Genomic DNA, 16,848 nt, shown 5'->3' with positions numbered 1-16,848 from the left:
CGGCTCAGAAGTCGAGCTGCGCATAATGCGGCGCCGGGGCCAGCCCGGACACCTGGTCGGCCAGCACGCTGCGGAACGCCGGGCGCGACTTCACGGTCGCATACCACTCCCGCAGCACCGACGAGCGGTCCCAGTCCACGTCCGAGATGTAGTCGAGGCACGACAGATGCGCGGCGGCGGTGAAATCGGCGAGGCTCAGCGTGTTCCCCGCCAGCCATTTGCGCTGCTCGAGCAGCGAGCCCAGATAGTCGATGTGGTCCTTGACCGCCCGCAGCCCCGACTTGACCAGCCGCGAGTCGGGGTAGCCCGCCTTCATCACCTTCTTCCACACCCGCTCGGACAGGATCGGGCGCGTCACCTCGTCGTTGAACTTGTCGTCGAACCACGCGCAGAGGCGGCGCACCTCGTGCCGCTCGATCGGCGTGGTGGGCATCAGCGGGGGCGAGGGGATCGTCTCGTCCAGATACTCGCAGATCGCCTGGCTTTCGGCGAGCAGCCGGCCGTCGATCCGCAGCACCGGGATCTTCCCGGCCGGGTTGCGGCGCAGGATCTCGGACCCCGGCTCCCACCAGCGTTCCTCGACCAGCTCGACCTCGACACGCTTCTCGCCCAGCACCAGCCGCACCTTGCGGCAATAGGGCGAAAGCGCGGTGTGATAGAGCCGCGGGGTCGAGGGGGTCGTCATCGAACGGGCCTTTCGGGGCAGTCTGGAACGGGCGGGTGAGGTCGGTCGGTGATACGCGGCCCGCCCGTCCGGCACAACCGCCAGAGGGGGCGCGGTTGAGCCCGCCTACCGCTCGAAACAGGCGGCGCGGCCGTCTCGGCGGATCGTCTCGGCCCCGTCGGCGATGGCGCGGGCGCGGCTCGATCCGGGGCGCGCGGTGCGGGACTTCGGCGCCGGCAGCACCGCGGCCAGCGCCGCCGCCTGCGCCGGGCTCAGCCGGTCGGGCGTGGTGCGGAAGTGGTGCGCGGCGGCGGCGTGGACGCCGAACACGCCCGGCCCGAATTCGGCCACGTTGAGATAGACCTCGAGGATGCGCCGCTTGGTCCACACCGCCTCGATCATCGGGGTATAGAGCGTCTCGAGCGCCTTCCTGACCCAGCTTCGCCCCTGCCAGAGAAACACGTTCTTCGCCGTCTGCTGGCTGAGGGTCGAGGCGCCACGCGTCTCGCCCCGGGCGATGACACGCCGGATCTCGGTCATGTCGAAGCCCCAGTGCTGGCAGAAATTGGCGTCCTCGGCCGCCACCACGGCGCGCAGCATGACCGGCGCGATGTCGTCGGCCGGGGTCCAGCGGCGGTCGATGCGCGTGCCTTCGGTCAGGATCGTCAGCGTCGTCGGTGGGTTCACCACCCAGCCGTAGAGCAGGACGAGCCCCAGCATCGCGAGCCCCACCCGCCCCCCCAGCCGCCCGGCGTAGCGCACGGCCCAAGCCAGCGGACTGCGCCGCGGGCGGCCGTCGGCATCGTCCAGCGAGGGGGAGGCGGGCGCCCGGAACATGGGCGCCCTCGTCTCACGCGGCGGGCCGCGCGGTCAAGAAAGCCCGCGCGGCGCGCGGCCTGCGCCCGACCGGGCGTGGCATCGCTGCCGCGCGGGCCTTGTTCGGAACGTCAGAGCTTTTCGGGCGGGACCGGGTGATGGCCGGCGCTCGCCACGCCGACGTCGGGCATCGGCCCGGCCTCGGCCGCCACCGTCGCCGCCCCGCCGACCGGCGCGCCCCCCGTAGCCCCGGCCCCGTGCGCCGCGGCGCTCGCCGCCGGCCAGCCCGCGGCGCCGAGCGTGTGGCGCAGCCGCTCTTCGTCGGCGTTGCTCATCGAGGTCTGGATGACGCGCGCCCGGCTGCCGTATTTCTCGAGCCGCGGCAGCAGCTTGTCGAGGTTGAAGTCCTGCGCGAGGATGAACACCGCGCCGCTGCCCAGCGGCACCGTCTTGCCGATCTGGCGGATGAAGTCGTCGGGGATGCCATAGTCGGTCGCCGACCCGGCCAGCGCCCCGGCCCCGGCCCCGATCGCCGCCCCGGCCAGCGGATTGAGGAACAGAAGCCCGATCAACCCGCCCCAGAACCCGCCGCCGAGCGCCCCGGCCGAGGTCAGGTTCAGCGCCTGGTGCAGCTGGTACTCGCCCTCGGTCGGGCGGGTCACCACGACCGCATCCTCGAGCTTGAGCAGGTATTCCTTCTGCGCCTTGGCAAGCTCGTCGCGCAGGGCAAAGGCGTCCGCCTCGGAATCGAAGCCGATGACGATGAGTTGGGACATGGTGTTCTCCATCTGGTTGACCGGGTGAACTGCGCGGGAAACGCCCGCCCCGCCGCTGCGGTTCAACCGACGCCGCGTCGGCCCGGGTGGGGCCGCGAGGCGGCCGGACGGCGAGGCAGCGCTTGCGCGACCCCCGCGCCGCAGGCAGACCGGGGCCGGGCGAGCAAAGGAGGCCCCGGGAATGACGATCTATGTCGATGCCGACGCCTGCCCGGTGAAGGCCGAGGCCGAGCGGACCGCGACCCGCCACCGGCACAGGCTGGTGATCGTGTCGAACGGCGGCATCCGCCCCTCGGCCAACCCCCTCGTCGAGACGGTGATCGTCCCCGAGGGACCGGACGAGGCTGACAAGTGGATCGCCGCCCGCGCCGGTCCAGGCGACATCGTGATCACCGGCGACATCCCGCTCGCCGCCCGCTGCATCGAAGGGGGCGCGCAGGTGCTCAAGCACGACGGGCAGCGGCTGGATGCGGCGAACATCGGCCCGATCCTCGCCGCGCGCGACCTGATGGCCGACCTGCGCGCGGCCGATCCGTTCCTGCAGGGGCGGGCGCGCGCCTTCGCCAAGGCCGACCGCTCGCGCTTCCTCGAGGCGCTGGACCTCGCCCTGCGCCGCGCCGGGCCGGGGTGAGCCGGGTCGAGGGGAGGCCGGAGGCCGGACAAGGAAAAACCCCGAGGAGTGATCCTCGGGGTTTGTTCATGCGGTGGTGCCCAGGAGAAGACTCGAACTTCCACGCCTTGCGGCACACGGACCTGAACCGTGCGCGTCTACCAATTCCGCCACCTGGGCAGGTCGCGTGAGGGGGGGATTTAGAGGCGGTCGCGGGGGGTGTCAACGGGCTTTTCGGGGACCGGCTGCGAAAATCTCGACGGGCCGGGGCAGGGGCCGCGGGCATGGCCGCCAACGCCGCGCGGAAACGGCTGCGGCCCGTGCGTCCGACGCGCCCGTTCCGCTTGCTGCGCCGTTGAGGGTTCGCTATCACCCGGAACGGACGGGGAAACCGCCCCGCTCGAGAGTTGGCCCGGAGGGCGCGCATGGCACGGCTGGTCACGATCTATGGGGGTTCTGGCTTCGTTGGGCGCCAGATCGCGCGGCAGATGGCGGCCGCGGGATGGCGCGTTCGTGTCGCCGTGCGGCGTCCGAACCAGGCCGGGGTGGTGCGCACCTATGGCGCCGTGGGCCAGGTCGAGCCGGTCCCCTGCAACGTCCGCGACGATTTGTCGGTGACCGCGGCGATGATGGACGCGGATGCGGTGATCAACTGCGTCGGCATCCTCGTGCGCGAGGGGCGCAACAATTTCGACGCCATCCACGACGAGGCCGCGGGACGCATCGCCCGCATCTCGGCCGAGCGTGGCGTCACGCATTTCGTGCAACTGTCCGCGATCGGCGCGGACCCGGCGTCGGACAGCCGCTATGCCGCCTCGAAGGGGCGGGGCGAGGCTGCGGTGCTCGCGCACCGGCCCGATGCGGTGATCCTGCGGCCCTCGGTGATCTTCGGGCCGGACGACAAGTTCTTCAACAAGATCGGCGGGATGATGCGGCTGGGCCCGATCCTGCCGCTGCCCGGCGCCGCGACCGAGCTGCAGCCGGTCTATGTCGAGGACGTGGCCCGCGCCGCGATGATGGGGGCCGAGGGCACCGCCGCGCCGGGCATCTACGAACTCGGCGGCCCGGACGTGATGACCATGCGCGAGATTGCCCGCATGGTCGCGGTGGTCACCGACCGCCGCCGCGCCATCGTGGGCGTGCCGTCGTTCCTCGCCGTCCTGATGGGCTGGGGCTTCGACGCGGTCCAGTGGGCCAGCGGCGGGCTGGTCACCAACCGTGTGCTGACCCGCGACCAGGTGCGGCAGATGCGCCGCCCGAACCGCGTCGGCACCGGCGTCATGGGATTCGCCGAGCTGGGGATCGAGCCGTCCTCGGCGGCGGCGGTGGTGCCCGAGTATCTGTGGCGCTTCCGCCCCTCGGGGCAGTACGAGTCGATCAAGGGATCGGCCCGGAACCTGCGCGAAAGCTGAGCCGGCAAAGGGAAATACGTGAGCTATCTCAACGACGTGATCCTCGGGGTGATCGAGGGGATCACCGAGTTCCTGCCGATTTCCAGCACCGGGCACCTGCTTCTGGCCCAGCACTGGCTGGGGGCACGGTCGGACACCTACAACATCGTCATTCAGGCCGGCGCGATCCTCGCGGTGACGCTGATCTATCGCCGGCGGCTGGCTGATCTGGCGACCGGCTGGCGTGATCCGGGCAGCCGCGACTACCTCGCCAAGCTGCTGACCGCATTCGTGATCACGGCGGTGCTGGGGGTGGTGGTCAAGAAGGCCGGCTTCCAGTTGCCCGAGACCGTGACCCCCATCGCCTGGGCGCTGGTGATCGGCGGCGTCTGGATGATCCTGGCCGAGCGCTTCGCCGCGCGGCTGCCCGATAGCGCCGCGATCACCTGGCGGGTGGCGGTCGCGGTCGGGGTGGCGCAGGTGGTGGCCGGGGTGTTTCCGGGCACCTCGCGCTCGGCAGCGACGATCTTTGCGGCGATGCTGCTCGGCACCTCGAACCGCGCGGCGGCGACCGAGTTCGCCTTTCTGGTCGGCATTCCGACGATGTATGCCGCCAGCGCCTATGAGCTGCTGGACCGCCTGCGCGGGGGAGGCGCTGCGGCGCCCGAGGACTGGACGGCGCTGGGGATCGCATTCGTCGTCTCGACCGTGACCGCGTTCGTCTCGGTCAAGTGGCTGCTGGGCTACATCCAGACCAATCGCTTCACGATCTTCGCCGTGTACCGGATCATCTTCGGCGGGTTGCTCTTGGCGCTTGGTTGGTACGGGGTCGTTTCATAGGCCAACAGTGCCAATAGGTTGGAGGGCATTAGGTATCGAATCGGTCCTAATATTCTCGCCAACCAACGCCGCGACGCAACGGCCCGTCGGGAAAACTCCATAATACGTCAACAGAGCTGACTTTTTATCCCCTCATCCCTGCTTTACAGGGGGCTTCGGATGATTCGAGGGGGCGCAGCCGATGGCCACGCAAACGATGCTCAAGTTCGTCACCGTGCCGCGGCAGATGCCCGACAAGCGCACGGCTGCCGAGCGCGCCGAGGACTTTCACGAGATCTACCGCGAGTTCGCCGACGCCAAGGCGAAAGAGCAGGCGAGCCGGTGCAGCCAATGCGGGGTTCCCTACTGCCAGAGCCACTGTCCGCTTCATAACAACATTCCCGACTGGTTGCGCCTGACCGCCGAGGGCCGCACGCAGGAGGCCTATCTGCGCGCGCAGGAGACCAACACCTTCCCCGAGATCTGCGGCCGCATCTGCCCGCAGGACCGGCTGTGCGAGGGCAACTGCGTCATCGAGCAGTCCGGCCACGGCACCGTCACCATCGGCGCGATCGAGAAATACATCACTGACACCGCCTGGGACGAGGGCTGGGTCCAGCCGATCCGCCCCGCGGCCGAGCGGGCCGAGAGCGTCGGGATCATCGGCGCGGGGCCGGGCGGGCTCGCGGCCGCCGACCGGCTGCGGCGGATGGGGTTCCAGGTCACGGTCTACGACCGCCACGACCGCGCGGGCGGGCTGCTGATCTACGGCATTCCCGGCTTCAAGCTGGAAAAGCCGGTGGTCGAGCGCCGCAACCGCCTGCTGGAAGAGGGGGGCGTCGAGTTCGTGCTGGGCGCCGACGTGGGCCAGACGATCAGCTTCGACGCGATCCGCGGCAAGCATGACGCGGTGCTGATCGCGACCGGCGTCTATCAGACCCGCGACCTCGACATCGACAACGCGCCCGAGCGCGGGGTGGTGCGGGCGCTGGACTATCTCACCGCCTCGAACCGCGTGGACCTGGGCGACGAGGTGCCCGATTTTGAGGATGGAGAGCTGAACGCCGCGGGCAAGCGCGTGGTGGTCATCGGCGGCGGCGACACGGCGATGGACTGCGTGCGCACGGCGATCCGGCAGGGCGCGACCAGCGTCAAGTGCCTCTACCGCCGCGACCGGGCCAACATGCCGGGCAGCCAGCGCGAGGTGCAGAATGCCGAGGAAGAGGGGGTGGAGTTCGTCTGGCTCTCGGCCCCGAACGCCTTCGCCGGCCACGCGCCGGGCGTCGCCCGCAAGGCCGACGAGGGCGCGGTGGCCAATGCCGGCGGCGACCTCTCGGGCGACGGGGTGGGCGACAACCCGACCCTCGCCCCCGCGCATGTCCCGGTCGAAACCCCGAGCCGCGTCAATGGCTTGCGGGTCACGCGGATGCGGCTCGGCGCGCCGGACGTCTCGGGCCGGCAGTCGCCCGAGCCGATCGAGGGCGCCGATTACGACGAGCCCGCCGATCTCGTCATCAAGGCGCTGGGGTTTGAGCCCGAGGACATCCCGCGGCTCTGGGGGGTCGAGGGGCTCGAGGTGACGCGCTGGGGCACGATCAAGGCCGACTTCCGCACCCACCGCACCAGCCTGCCCGGCGTCTGGGCCGTGGGCGACATCGTGCGGGGCGCGAGCCTCGTCGTCTGGGCGATCCGCGACGGGCGCGAGGCCGCCGACGCCATCGCCGCCGAGCTGGCCGGGGCCAGCCGGTTGGCCGCCGAGTGAGGCGTCTGAAACCCATGCGGCGTTCGTGCAAGGTCCATGCGATGTTCATGCACAGTTCATGCGAACGACCGGCCGAACGCGCCCCCGCCGCGCTGCGGCGGATGGGTCAGGCAGGCTGCCTGATCCTCGGCCTGCCGGGGCTTGCCGCGGCCGGGGTGTTCACCCCGCCGCAGGGCTGCACGCTGACGATGACCGTCCAGCAGCGGTCCTGCACCGTGGCGCAGCACTACACCTGCGCCGCGGACGCGCCGGGCGACCAGTGGGTGACCTATTTCACCCGTGAGGGCGAGGTCTACCGCTCGCGCATCGACGCCGAGACGCGGTGGATGGAATCGACCGACCTCGTGGCCGGCGTCTCTGAGGCGCTGGACAGCGAGGCGGACCCGGCGAGTCTGATCGCGCTCATCGACACCGGGCGCGACGACTATGACTTCTGGACCGTCACCGACCGCGGCGAGCGGGTGCGGTTCGTGGGCCACGACGTGCTGGACGGCACCGCCGTCATCGACGGCGTGACGCTGGCCACGACGCGGTTCGAACTGCGGCTGTTCGCGGAATCGGGCGACCTGATCTCGACCCGGACCGGGGGGCAGTTCGTGGACCGCGAGAACCGCCGCTTCTACGGCGGGGCCGAGACGACCGTGGACTGGCAGGGCGAGCGCGGCGAGAGCAACGATTCCCCCGTGCGCTTCATCCGCCCCGGCCAGCCCGGCTTCGGCTCGGTCGAGCCGCAATATGACTGCGATGCGCAGATGGTGCGCGCCGCCCCGGAACACTCCCCGTCGGGCGACGCCCGCGGGACCGTCAGCAAGGAACCCCAGGCATGACCCAGCGTGACCAGATCGACGTCCCGGCCAGCGAATGGGTCGCGGCCGAGGAAACCCGCCGCGCCTGGATGGACGCCCACAGCCTGTATCGCGCCGAGGACGAGCATTCGTCCTGCGGGGTGGGGCTGGTCGTCTCGATTGAAGGCAAGCCCTCGCGCAAGGTGGTCGAGCACGGGATCGAGGCGCTGAAGGCCGTCTGGCACCGCGGCGCGGTCGATGCCGACGGCAAGACCGGCGACGGGGCGGGCATCCACGTCCAGATCCCGGTGCCGTTCTTCTATGACCAGGTGCGCCGCACCGGGCACGAGCCCGACATGGACAAGCTGATCGCCGTGGGTCAGGTGTTCCTGCCGCGCACGGACTTTGCCGCGCAGGAACGCTGCCGCACCATCGTCGAGACCGAAGTGCTGCGGATGGGGCACTATATCTACGGCTGGCGGCACGTCCCGGTGAACACCGCCGTGCTGGGCGACAAGGCCAACGCCACCCGCCCCGAGATCGAGCAGATACTGATCCGCTGCGAGAAGGACATCGACGACGAGGCGTTCGAGCGCGAGCTCTACATCATCCGCCGCCGGATCGAGCGCGCCGCCATCGCCGCGCAGATCGCCGGGATGTATCTCTGCACGCTGTCCTGCCGGTCGATCATCTACAAGGGGATGATGCTGGCCGAGCAGGTGGCCGAGTTCTACCCCGACCTCAAGGACGCGCGGTTCGAAAGCGCCTTCGCGATCTATCACCAGCGCTATTCCACCAACACCTTCCCGCAGTGGTGGCTGGCCCAGCCGTTCCGGATGCTCGCCCACAACGGCGAGATCAACACGCTGAAGGGCAACCTCAACTGGCTGAAGAGCCACGAGATCCGCATGGCGTCGGCGACGTTCGGCGACATGGCCGAGGACATCAAGCCGATCGTGCCGGGCGGGTCGTCGGATTCCGCCGCGCTCGATGCGGTGTTCGAGGTGATGGTGCGCTCGGGCCGCTCGGCGCCGATGGTCAAGACGATCATGGTGCCCGAGGCCTGGTCCAAGGCCACGACCGACATGCCGAAGCCCTGGGCGGACATGTACGCCTATTGCAACTCGATCATGGAGCCGTGGGACGGTCCCGCCGCGCTCGCCATGACCGACGGGCGCTGGGTCTGCGGCGGGCTGGACCGCAACGGGCTGCGGCCGATGCGCTATGTCGTGACCGGCGACGGGCTGCTGATCGCGGGGTCCGAGGTCGGCATGGTGCCGGTGGCCGAATCGACGGTGCGCGAAAAGGGCGCGCTGGGGCCGGGGCAGATGATCGCCGTCGACATGCGCGAGGGGCGGCTCTACCACGACCGCGAGATGAAGGACCGCCTGGCCGCCAGCCAGCCCTTCGAGGACTGGGTTGAGAAGGTCGTCGCCCCCGGCAAGATGCTGGAGAACCTGCCCGAGCCGGTGATGTTCACCGGCGCGGCGCTGCGCCGCCGGCAGATCGCGGCGGGCTTCACCGTCGAAGAGATCGAGAACGTCCTCGCGCCGATGGCCGAGGACGGGAAGGAGGCGCTGGCCTCGATGGGCGACGACACGCCGCCCGCGGTGCTCTCGGCCCAGTACCGGCCGCTGAGCCATTTCTTCCGGCAGAACTTCAGTCAGGTGACCAACCCGCCCATCGACTCTCTGCGCGAGACGCGGGTGATGAGCCTCAAGACGCGGTTCGGGAACCTCAAGAACGTGCTCGACGAAAGCTCGAAGCACACCGACATCACGCTGCTCGAGACGCCGTTTCTCGCCACCGGCGAGCTGGCCGAGGTCGAGCGGATGTTCGGCGATGCGGTGACGCGGATCGACTGCACCTTCGCGGACGGCGCGGGCCCCGAGGCGATGGGCGAGGCGCTGGCCCGCATCCGCGCCGAGGCCGAGGACGCCGTGCGCTCGGGCGCCGGCCAGCTCGTGCTGACCGACGAGCATCAGGACGAGGGGCGGATCGGGCTGCCGATGATCCTTGCCACCAGCGCAGTGCATTCGTGGCTGACGCGCAAGGGGCTGCGGACCTTCTGCTCGCTCAACGTGCGGTCGGCCGAGTGCATCGACCCGCACTACTTCGCGGTGCTGATCGGCTGCGGGGCGACCACGGTGAACCCGTATCTGGCCCAGGACACCATCGCCGACCGGATCGAGCGCGGTCTGCTGTCGGGCAATCTGGTCGAGGCGATGCGGCGCTACCGCGACGCCATCGACCAGGGGCTTCTCAAGATCATGGCCAAGATGGGGATCTCGGTCCTGTCGTCCTATCGCGGCGGTCTGAACTTCGAGGCGGTGGGCCTGAGCCGGGCGATGGTCGCCGAGTACTTCCCGGGGATGCAGAGCCGCATCTCGGGGATCGGCCTGCACGGGCTGCAGGCGAAGCTGGAAGAGATCCACCACAAGGGCTGGCACACCGACGCCGCCGAGCTGCTGCCGGTGGGCGGGTTCTACAAGGCCCGCCGCTCGGGCGAGAAGCACGCGTGGGAAGCTTCGACCATGCGGCTGCTGCAACTTGCCTGCGAGAAGGCGAGCTATGAGGTGTGGAAGCAGTTCTCGGCCGCGATGCGGGCGAACCCGCCGATCCACATCCGCGACCTGCTGGACATCAAGCCGCTGGGCAAGCCCGTGCCCATCGAAGAGGTGGAAAGCATCACCGCGATCCGCAAGCGCTTCGTGACCCCGGGGATGTCGCTGGGGGCGCTCTCGCCCGAGGCGCACATGACGCTGAACATCGCCATGAACCGGATCGGCGCGAAGTCCGATTCGGGCGAGGGGGGCGAGGACCCGGCCCACAGCCACCCGCTGCCGAACGGCGACAACCCGTGCGCGAAGATTAAGCAGGTCGCCTCGGGCCGGTTCGGGGTGACGGCCGAGTATCTGAACGCCTGCGAAGAGCTGGAGATCAAGGTCGCGCAGGGCGCCAAGCCCGGCGAGGGAGGGCAGTTGCCGGGGATGAAGGTCACGAGCCTGATCGCGCGGCTGCGGCACTCGACCCCCGGCGTGACGCTGATCTCGCCGCCGCCGCACCACGACATCTACTCGATCGAGGACCTCGCGCAGCTCATCTATGACCTCAAGCAGATCAACCCGCGCGCCAAGATCACGGTGAAGCTGGTGGCCGGCTCGGGCGTCGGCACCATCGCGGCCGGCGTGGCCAAGGCCAAGGCCGACATCATCCTGATCTCGGGCCACAACGGCGGCACCGGCGCCTCGCCCGCGACGTCGATCAAGTTCGCGGGCCTGCCGTGGGAGATGGGGCTGACCGAGGCCCATCAGGTGTTGGCGATGAACCGCCTGCGCGACCGGGTGACGCTGCGCACCGACGGCGGCCTGCGGACCGGCCGCGACATCGTCATGGCGGCGATGATGGGGGCCGAGGAATACGGCATCGGCACCGCCGCGCTGATCGCCATGGGCTGCATCATGGTGCGCCAGTGCCAGTCGAACACCTGCCCGGTCGGCGTCTGCACGCAGGACGAGCGCCTGCGCGCGATGTTCACCGGCTCGGCCGACAAGGTGGTGAACCTGATCACCTTCTATGCGCAGGAGGTGCGCGAGATCCTCGCCTCGATCGGCGCGCGGTCGCTGGATGAGGTGATCGGGCGGGCGGACCTCTTGACGCAGGTGAGCCGCGGGTCGGCGTTCCTCGACGATCTGGACCTCAACCCGCTGCTGATCACCGTCGATGGGTCGGACAAGATCGTCTACGACCGCTCGAAGCCCCGGAACGCGGTGCTGGATACGCTCGATGCCGAGATCGCCCGCGATGCGGCGCGGTTCTTCGAGGACGGCGAGAAGATGCAACTGTCCTATGCGGTGCGGAACACGCATCGCACCATCGGCACGCGCACCTCGTCGCTGATCGTGCAGAAGTTCGGGATGCGGAACAGCCTGCAGCCCGATCACCTGACGATCCGGCTGACCGGCTCGGCCGGGCAGTCGCTGGGCGCCTTCGCCGCGCCGGGGCTGAAGATCGAGGTCTCGGGCGACGCCAACGACTATGTGGGCAAGGGGCTGTCGGGCGGCGTGATCGTCGTCAAGCCGCCGATGGACAGCCCGCTGGTCGCGGCCGACAACACGATCATCGGCAACACGGTTCTCTACGGCGCGACGGCGGGGCATCTGTTCGCCGCCGGCCGCGCGGGCGAGCGCTTCGCGGTCCGCAACTCGGGCGCGACCGTGGTGATCGAGGGCTGCGGCACCAACGGCTGCGAGTACATGACCGGCGGGGTCGCGGTGATCCTCGGGCGGATCGGGGCCAACTTCGGCGCCGGGATGACCGGGGGGATGGCGTATCTCTATGACCCCGAGGGCGTGGCGCTCGACTATGTGAACGCCGAGACGCTGGTGTCCTGCCCGGTCACGACGCCGCACTGGGAATCGCAGCTCAAGGGCCTGATCGAGCGGCACGCCGCCGAGACCGGCTCGCGCCGGGCGGCCGACATTCTGGCCGACTGGGACCGCGAGCGGGCGCATTTCGTCCAGCTCTGCCCGCGCGAGATGCTGCCGCATCTCAAGCACCCGCTGGCCGAGACGGGCGACCTCGCGGCGGTGCCGGCCGAGTGAGGCGGCGCGCCGCCCCGGCAACGGGGCGGCGGCGTGGCCGGGCCGATGGGTCCTGGGGCCAGAGAGACCCCGGGCGGGCCGGTCGGGTGACCCCGGACGGCCCCGGCCCCCCCGGTCCCCCGTTGCCCGGCCCGAGGCGCTGGGCTAGCGTTCCGCCGATCCGAGGGGGCGTCAGATGCTGGTGATGGTCAGGCCGCGCACGATCTGGGCGATCCTCGGGATCGCCCTTCTCGTCTGGCTGGTCAGCCGGGTCAGCGGCGTGCTGACCCCCTTCGTGCTGGGCACCGCCATCGCCTATTTCCTCGACCCCGTGGCCGACCGGCTCGAGCGGCTGGGCTTCGGGCGGCGCTGGGCGGTGGGCGTGATCGCGCTGACCATCTTCGCGGCGCTGGGAGCGGCCGCACTGTGGCTCTTGCCCGCGCTGCTCATCCAGCTCCGCCAGGCGGTCGAGGCGCTGCCGCACACGGTGCGGATGGGCTTCGATCTGCTGAACGAGCGCTTCCCCGAGCTGATGGAGGACGGCAGCTTCCTCAGGATCATCATCACCGACGCGTTCGAGCGGCTGCGCCAGACAGCGCTGGGGATGCTGGGCGGGACGCTGTCCACTGTCATCAGCGCGGTGGGGACGATCTTCGTCTTCATCGCGACGCCGGCGGTGGCGATCTATCTGCTCTATGACTGGGACCGGCTGGTGGCCGGGGTCAACCGCCGCCTGCCGCCCGAGCGGGCGCCGACCATCCGCCGCATTGCCCGCGACATCGACGACGTGCTGACCGGCTTCGTGCGCGGGCAGATGATCGTGGGGGCGCTGCTGGCCACGTTCTATTCCACGGTGCTTATGGCGATGGGGCTGAACTACGGGCTTCTGATCGGCATCACCTCGGGGGTGCTGAACTTCATCCCCTATCTCGGCTCGTTCTCGGGGTTCCTGCTGGCCACCGGGGTGGCGGTGGTGCAGTTCTGGGGCGACTGGTGGCGGGTCGCCGGGGTCGCGGTGGTGTTCGTCCTCGGCCAGCTGATCGAGGGCAACATCGTCACCCCCCGGATCGTCGGCGACAGCGTCAAGCTGCACCCGGTGGGGCTGCTGCTGGCGCTCGCGGTGGGCGGCGCGCTCTTCGGCTTTGCCGGGCTGCTGCTCGCGGTGCCGCTGGCGGCGGCGCTGGGGGTGGTGGTGCGCTACTTCGACGCCGAGTACCGCGCCGCGATCCGCCGCCGCCGCACCCCCGCCACCCCGCCGCCGCCGCGGGTGGACTGAGGCGCGCCTGACAAAGGTTGGCCTGCGGAACGGGGCCGGGGCGGGGGCGTTGGCCCGGCGCAACCGACCCACCGCGAAAGGATCGCCGCCATGTCCTCTGACGACGCAAAGCCCGTCCTGCCGCCGCATCGCTCGGGCGCGATCCGCGACCCGCGGCTGCCGCTCAACCCCTATTCCGACGACCAGCAGCCCTGGCCGGGGCTGGCCGAGAAGATGGACCCGCTGCCCGACCACGGCGAGACGAGCTACCAGGGCCACGGCCGCCTGACCGGCAAGCGCGCGCTGATCACCGGCGCCGACAGCGGCATCGGCCGGGCGGCGGCGATCGCCTTCGCGCGCGAGGGCGCGGACGTGGCGATCAGCTATCACCCGGACGAGGAGTCCGACGCGCAGTCCGTCATCGCCCTGATCGAGGCCGAGGGGCGCAAGGCGCTCTCCCTGCCCGCGGACCTCCGCGACGAATCCGCCGCCCGCCAGGTGGTCGATGATGCGGTGAAGGGGCTCGGCGGGCTCGAGGTGCTGGTCCTGAACGCCGGCCGCCAGCAGGCCGAGGAGTCGATCGCCGACATCACCTCGGACGCGTTCGACGCCACGATCAAGACCAACATCTACGCGCCGTTCTGGATGGCCCAGCAGGCGCTGCCGTCGCTGAAGCGCGGGGCCTCGATCATCATCACCTCGTCGGTGCAGGCGTTCTCGCCCTCGGCGCATCTCTTCGACTATGCCCAGACCAAGGCCGCCAACCGCGCCTTTGCGCAGGCGCTGGCCAAGCAGCTCGCCCCCAGGGGCATCCGGGTGAACGCCGTGGCGCCGGGGCCGTTCTGGACCGCGCTGCAGGTCTCGGGCGGGCAGTTCAAGGAGAAGCTGCCCGAGTTCGGCGCCGACAGCCCGCTCGGCCGCCCCGGCCAGCCGGTCGAGATCGCGCCGATCTACGTGCTGCTCGCCTCGGACGAGGCCAGCTACATCACCGGTGAGTGCTACGCCGCCACCGGCGGCAGCGGTACCGGGGGCTGAGGGGGGCTCTCCGCCGGGTGGCTTGGCCGCAGGGACGTCCCCGCTCCCTTCTGGCCCGGATACCCCGGCCCGGCGGTGCCCTGCCCATGACGGCGTCCGGGGGGCGGGCCCGAGTTGACGCGGGGCCCTCGCGGGGGCAAAGGCGGGGCTTGAGCGCTGCAAGGGACGCCCCCATGACCATCCATCTCTATCACCGCGACCTGCCGGACGGGCTCGACCTCGGGCCGGTGGTGGCCATCGACACCGAGACGATGGGCCTCGACCCGCGGCGCGACCGGCTGTGCCTCGTGCAGATGAGCGGCGGCGACGGGGACGCGCATCTGGTGCAGATCGCGCAGGGGCAGTCTGACGCCCCGAACCTGACCCGGATGCTGGCCGATCCGGCGGTGCTCAAGCTCTTTCACTTCGCCCGCTTCGATATCGCGGCGCTCGAGCGTGCGTTCGGCGTCTCGACCGCGCCGGTGTGGTGCACCAAGGTCGCGTCCAAGCTGGTGCGGACCTTCACCGACCGGCACGGGCTGAAATACCTGCTCAACGACCTCGTGGGCGTCGATGTCAGCAAGCAGCAGCAGACGAGCGACTGGGGCGCCGAGGTGCTGACGCAGGCGCAGCTCGACTATGCCGCGTCGGACGTGCTGCACCTGCACCCGCTCAAGGCCGCGCTCGAGGCGCGGCTGGCGCGCGAGGGGCGCAGCGAGCTGGCACAGGCCTGTTTCGACTTCCTTCCCACCCGGGCGCGGCTGGACCTGCTGGGCTGGGGGGATGAACGCGACATCTTCCATCACTAGATCGGGCCGATGGAAACGCATCTCGATACCGCCCGCCGGGTGATCCGCACCGAGGCCGCCGGGCTCGCCGCCCTTGAGTCGGCGCTGACCGGCCCGCTGGCCGCGCCCTTCGACGCGGCGCTGCGGCTGATCCTCGACGCCACCGGCCGGGTGGTCGTCTCGGGCATGGGCAAGTCGGGCCATGTCGGGCGCAAGATCGCGGCGACGCTCGCCTCGACCGGGACGCCGGCGCAGTTCGTCCACCCCGCCGAGGCGAGCCACGGCGACCTGGGGATGGTGACGCGCGGCGACGTGGTGCTGGTGCTGTCGAACTCGGGCGAGACGCCCGAGATCGCCGACATCGTGGCCCACACCCGCCGCTTCCAGATCCCGCTGATCGGGGTGGCCGGGCGCGACGGCTCGACCCTGCTGCGACAGTCGGACGTGGCGCTGCTGCTGCCCGCGGCCGAGGAGGCGTGCGGCACCGGCATCGTGCCCACCACCTCGACCACCATGACGCTGGCGCTGGGCGACGCGCTCGCCGTGGCGCTGATGGCGCACCGCAAGTTCACGCCCGAGCATTTCCGCAACTTCCACCCCGGCGGCAAGCTGGGGGCGCGGTTGGCGCGGGTGGGCGACCTGATGCACGACGACATGCCGCTGGTCCCCGAAGCGGCGCCGATGGCCGAGGCGCTGCTGACGATCAGCGCGCGGGGCTTCGGCGTGACCGGCGTGACCGGCCCGGACGGGCGGTTGGTCGGGATCATCACCGACGGCGACCTGCGGCGGCACATGGACGGGCTGCTGACCCACTCGGCCGCCGAGGTGATGACCCGCGCGCCGCGCACCATCGCCCCCGGCGCGCTGGCCGAGGCGGCGCTGGCCGAGATGCAGGCGCGCAAGATCACCTGCCTCTTCGCGGTCGAGGAGGACGGCCGCCCGGCCGGCATCCTGCACATCCACGACTGCCTGCGCGCCGGGATGGTCTGAGATGCCCGGCGCGCTGGGCCGCCGCACCCGGATCGTCCGCTGGCTGCGGGTGATCCTGCCGCTGGTGGCGCTGGCGATCCTGTCGGTGCTGTTTCTGCTCGGCCGCTCGCCCGACCCCGAGGCGCGCATCCCCTATGCCGAGGGCCGGATCGAGGATCTGGCCCGCAGCCCCGGCATCACCGCGCCCGAGTATTCCACCGTCACCCCGGACGGGGCGACGGTCACGGTGACGGCCGCGCGCGCCGACCCCTCCGGTTCGGACGGGCGGGCGCAGCAGGTGGCGCTCGACTGGCGGGCGCGGGACGGGGTCGAGGCGCGGGTGACCGCCGCCGAGGCCGCGCAGGCGGGGCCGGCGATCACGCTGTCGGGCGACGTGGACATGGCGCTGTCCTCGGGCTGGCGGCTGACCGCGCCGCGGATCGCCGCCGACACCGGCACCAGCCGGGTGGTGGCCGACGAGGGCGTGGCCGTGACCGCGCCCTTCGGCGAGCTGACCGCGGGCGGCATGGTCTATGCCGCCGACCCGCAGGGCCGACAGGTTCTTGAATTGAACCGGGGCGTGCGTCTGCTATACCGCCCCTGACCCCGCCTGCGC

General features: G+C 70.8%; 14 protein-coding genes and 1 tRNA gene. 11 read left to right on the top strand and 4 right to left on the bottom strand.

Annotated elements, in window-relative coordinates; all coding sequences use genetic code 11:
• Window positions 1-4: 4 nt before the first annotated feature.
• The 3 genes from fzlA to BLW17_RS05370 form a co-directional block, all read right to left on the bottom strand.
• Complete coding sequence (fzlA, locus tag BLW17_RS05380; protein WP_036705823.1) at window positions 5-685, bottom strand: FtsZ-binding protein FzlA; 681 nt, start codon at window positions 683-685, stop codon at window positions 5-7.
• A gap of 105 nt (window positions 686-790) precedes the next feature.
• Window positions 791-1,501, bottom strand: a complete 711-nt coding sequence (gene mtgA / locus BLW17_RS05375; RefSeq protein WP_139305913.1) for a monofunctional biosynthetic peptidoglycan transglycosylase — start codon at window positions 1,499-1,501, stop codon at window positions 791-793.
• 110 nt (window positions 1,502-1,611) lie between these two features.
• Complete coding sequence (locus tag BLW17_RS05370) at window positions 1,612-2,256, bottom strand: DUF1269 domain-containing protein (RefSeq protein ID WP_081969129.1); 645 nt, start codon at window positions 2,254-2,256, stop codon at window positions 1,612-1,614.
• Window positions 2,257-2,437: 181 nt separating this feature from the next.
• Between BLW17_RS05370 and BLW17_RS05365 the strand changes: the two genes are divergently transcribed.
• The gene (locus BLW17_RS05365; RefSeq protein ID WP_036733506.1) at window positions 2,438-2,887 is read left to right on the top strand and encodes a YaiI/YqxD family protein; all 450 of its coding nucleotides are present in this window, start codon (window positions 2,438-2,440) and stop codon (window positions 2,885-2,887) included.
• Window positions 2,888-2,961: 74 nt separating this feature from the next.
• On the opposite strand, the gene BLW17_RS05360 is transcribed toward BLW17_RS05365, so the two are convergent.
• A tRNA-Leu gene (locus BLW17_RS05360) sits at window positions 2,962-3,046 on the bottom strand.
• A gap of 245 nt (window positions 3,047-3,291) precedes the next feature.
• Here BLW17_RS05360 and BLW17_RS05355 point away from each other — a divergent pair.
• The 10 genes from BLW17_RS05355 (at window position 3,292) to BLW17_RS05310 (ending at window position 16,836) form a co-directional block, all read left to right on the top strand.
• Window positions 3,292-4,278 (top strand): complex I NDUFA9 subunit family protein, encoded by a 987-nt coding sequence (locus tag BLW17_RS05355; RefSeq protein WP_036733508.1) that lies wholly within the window; start codon window positions 3,292-3,294, stop codon window positions 4,276-4,278.
• An 18-nt stretch (window positions 4,279-4,296) separates the two neighbouring features.
• Entirely contained in the window at window positions 4,297-5,097 is an 801-nt protein-coding gene (locus tag BLW17_RS05350; protein ID WP_036704380.1) for an undecaprenyl-diphosphate phosphatase, read from the top strand.
• 181 nt (window positions 5,098-5,278) lie between these two features.
• On the top strand, window positions 5,279-6,838 hold the full coding sequence (locus BLW17_RS05345; protein ID WP_036733510.1) for an NAD(P)-dependent oxidoreductase: 1,560 nt from the start codon (window positions 5,279-5,281) through the stop codon (window positions 6,836-6,838).
• 14 nt (window positions 6,839-6,852) lie between these two features.
• A complete protein-coding gene (locus BLW17_RS05340; RefSeq protein ID WP_197055273.1) occupies window positions 6,853-7,665 on the top strand; it encodes a hypothetical protein in 813 nt (270 codons plus the stop codon).
• Window positions 7,662-12,227 (top strand): glutamate synthase large subunit, encoded by a 4,566-nt coding sequence (gene gltB, locus BLW17_RS05335; RefSeq protein ID WP_036733513.1) that lies wholly within the window; start codon window positions 7,662-7,664, stop codon window positions 12,225-12,227. The genes BLW17_RS05340 and gltB overlap by 4 nt, the downstream gene beginning before the upstream one ends.
• 175 nt (window positions 12,228-12,402) lie before the next feature.
• Window positions 12,403-13,482: an AI-2E family transporter gene (locus BLW17_RS05330; RefSeq protein ID WP_052176375.1), complete on the top strand. Its 1,080-nt coding sequence runs from the start codon at window positions 12,403-12,405 to the stop codon at window positions 13,480-13,482.
• A gap of 90 nt (window positions 13,483-13,572) precedes the next feature.
• Complete coding sequence (locus BLW17_RS05325; protein ID WP_052176376.1) at window positions 13,573-14,496, top strand: SDR family oxidoreductase; 924 nt, start codon at window positions 13,573-13,575, stop codon at window positions 14,494-14,496.
• Window positions 14,497-14,669: 173 nt separating this feature from the next.
• Window positions 14,670-15,284 carry a ribonuclease D gene (locus BLW17_RS05320; RefSeq protein ID WP_036733516.1) on the top strand — a complete coding sequence of 205 codons (615 nt, stop codon included), beginning with the start codon at window positions 14,670-14,672 and terminating at the stop codon, window positions 15,282-15,284.
• Window positions 15,285-15,293: 9 nt separating this feature from the next.
• Window positions 15,294-16,253 (top strand): KpsF/GutQ family sugar-phosphate isomerase, encoded by a 960-nt coding sequence (locus tag BLW17_RS05315; protein WP_036733519.1) that lies wholly within the window; start codon window positions 15,294-15,296, stop codon window positions 16,251-16,253.
• 1 nt (window position 16,254) lies between these two features.
• Window positions 16,255-16,836: a hypothetical protein gene (locus tag BLW17_RS05310; RefSeq protein ID WP_052176377.1), complete on the top strand. Its 582-nt coding sequence runs from the start codon at window positions 16,255-16,257 to the stop codon at window positions 16,834-16,836.
• The last annotated feature ends 12 nt before the right edge of the window (window positions 16,837-16,848 follow it).

Source organism: Paracoccus sanguinis, from assembly GCF_900106665.1.
Classification (GTDB): Bacteria; Pseudomonadota; Alphaproteobacteria; order Rhodobacterales; family Rhodobacteraceae; genus Paracoccus; species Paracoccus panacisoli.
The sequence above is the reverse complement of the archived record's forward strand: the minus strand, read 5'-3'. Positions and strand labels throughout refer to the sequence as shown.

Bases quoted from the DNA above. Each gene is read 5' to 3' on its own strand.
- fzlA (WP_036705823.1), bottom strand. From the start codon at position 685: ATGACGACCCCCTCGACCCCGCGGCTCTATCACACCGCGCTTTCGCCC.
- mtgA (WP_139305913.1), bottom strand. From the start codon at position 1,501: ATGTTCCGGGCGCCCGCCTCCCCCTCGCTGGACGATGCCGACGGCCGC.
- BLW17_RS05370 (WP_081969129.1), bottom strand. From the start codon at position 2,256: ATGTCCCAACTCATCGTCATCGGCTTCGATTCCGAGGCGGACGCCTTT.
- BLW17_RS05365 (WP_036733506.1), top strand. From the start codon at position 2,438: ATGACGATCTATGTCGATGCCGACGCCTGCCCGGTGAAGGCCGAGGCC.
- BLW17_RS05355 (WP_036733508.1), top strand. From the start codon at position 3,292: ATGGCACGGCTGGTCACGATCTATGGGGGTTCTGGCTTCGTTGGGCGC.
- BLW17_RS05345 (WP_036733510.1), top strand. From the start codon at position 5,279: ATGGCCACGCAAACGATGCTCAAGTTCGTCACCGTGCCGCGGCAGATG.
- BLW17_RS05340 (WP_197055273.1), top strand. From the start codon at position 6,853: ATGCGGCGTTCGTGCAAGGTCCATGCGATGTTCATGCACAGTTCATGC.
- gltB (WP_036733513.1), top strand. From the start codon at position 7,662: ATGACCCAGCGTGACCAGATCGACGTCCCGGCCAGCGAATGGGTCGCG.
- BLW17_RS05330 (WP_052176375.1), top strand. From the start codon at position 12,403: ATGCTGGTGATGGTCAGGCCGCGCACGATCTGGGCGATCCTCGGGATC.
- BLW17_RS05325 (WP_052176376.1), top strand. From the start codon at position 13,573: ATGTCCTCTGACGACGCAAAGCCCGTCCTGCCGCCGCATCGCTCGGGC.
- BLW17_RS05320 (WP_036733516.1), top strand. From the start codon at position 14,670: ATGACCATCCATCTCTATCACCGCGACCTGCCGGACGGGCTCGACCTC.
- BLW17_RS05315 (WP_036733519.1), top strand. From the start codon at position 15,294: ATGGAAACGCATCTCGATACCGCCCGCCGGGTGATCCGCACCGAGGCC.
- BLW17_RS05310 (WP_052176377.1), top strand. From the start codon at position 16,255: ATGCCCGGCGCGCTGGGCCGCCGCACCCGGATCGTCCGCTGGCTGCGG.